Genomic DNA, 1,333 nt, shown 5'->3' on the forward strand with positions numbered 1-1,333 from the left:
GTTTCTTGCCATGATGATTTACTATTGGGATTATTTGTTTCGAGCTATTGCAGACGAATTTAAAGTAAGCATGGTCTTTGATACATCAATAAATAGCCAAGTTTTTCAGGGTAAATATAGTGGTTTTTTTCCAGCGAAAGGAGCTGCGGTTTTTCTTTTGTCTTGAATATTTTTGAATACATTTACATGGCATATGTTTGTATCGTCGTATAATTGTCGGAAGCTGCAGGTTCGAAAAAAAGCTATCTTGACAAATTACCGGCCAGAACTATCCTGACATCCACTAAAATGTGTCTTATTATAAAAGGTATATATAATGGAATCGCACGCGATGTCTTCTAGAGCAGACACTGTGTATTGTTCAGTTCCGCAACTTGACGCTGATACTTCTGAAACTCCAGTCGCTAATCCATGTTTTGGATCAAAAAAATGTAATTATTTACTTCATAATCCAATAAAAACTATTGTTGGTTCAATAATATTGCTAGGAGTTGCTACGGGGGCAGGGTTTGGTATAGCATCAACTGCGCCTTCTACTGCATTAGAAGAGAGAAATATAACCAGCTCAACACCAAGACCTTTTGTCAATCAACACTCTGCTGGAGTGACTAGCAAAATCGACACAGTAGAATCAATGCTAACCACAGAACCCTCGTACAATATACCAAATAATAATCCAGACTGGATGAAAGAGGTAATGACGAGAGAAGAATCAAAGATAACTACAGATAAACCAACGACAACTACAGAAAAACCAACCACAACTACAGTTCCACCTCCGGATATAAAAATAATGAGATGCGTAGATGCCAACAGTGGATTCCCATACTTAAGTTCAGAATGGGTATTTTGTTGTAAGAGAGAAAATAATCCATATTGGAAGATGATAGATAAACCGGTAAGATGGAACCCTCTCCCAAGTTGTAATGACAACGATGAGCGAGATACAACTTGCACCGCTTTTTCTTACTACCAGAACCGCTTTCCTCGCGATAAATATCCTACTCCAATGCAAGCTCAATACACAATGTCACTACATTATTACTGTCAAACGAATAAAAAAGGTAGACCTGAGGGATACGAAAATGTAAGTGATGGATACCCACGAGTTCATCAATAAAAAGGAAGACCTGTGGAATACAAAAATGTAAGTGAAGGATCCCCAGTAGGGGCTGGTAAGTAACACTTGAAGTATGTGCTCAAAAACCACTGGCAAAGGCTAAGTTACCGTTAATGGTTGAATCAGCTAAACTCCTATAAAATCAACGTGGTAGGGGAGTGATATGCAATCTGAACTCTTCCAGAATTTTATTGATTCCATTTCATCATTAAA

General features: G+C 37.8%; 1 protein-coding gene. It reads left to right on the plus strand.

Going from position 1 to position 1,333, the window contains the following annotated elements; translation table 11 throughout:
* Nucleotides 1-316 precede the first annotated feature (316 nt).
* A complete protein-coding gene (locus tag AKL11_RS25315; RefSeq protein ID WP_157673656.1) occupies nt 317-1,120 on the plus strand; it encodes a hypothetical protein in 804 nt (267 codons plus the stop codon).
* Nucleotides 1,121-1,333: the final 213 nt, after the last annotated feature.

It is taken from the genome of Endozoicomonas ascidiicola, assembly GCF_001646945.1.
GTDB lineage: Bacteria > Pseudomonadota > Gammaproteobacteria > Pseudomonadales > Endozoicomonadaceae > Endozoicomonas > Endozoicomonas ascidiicola.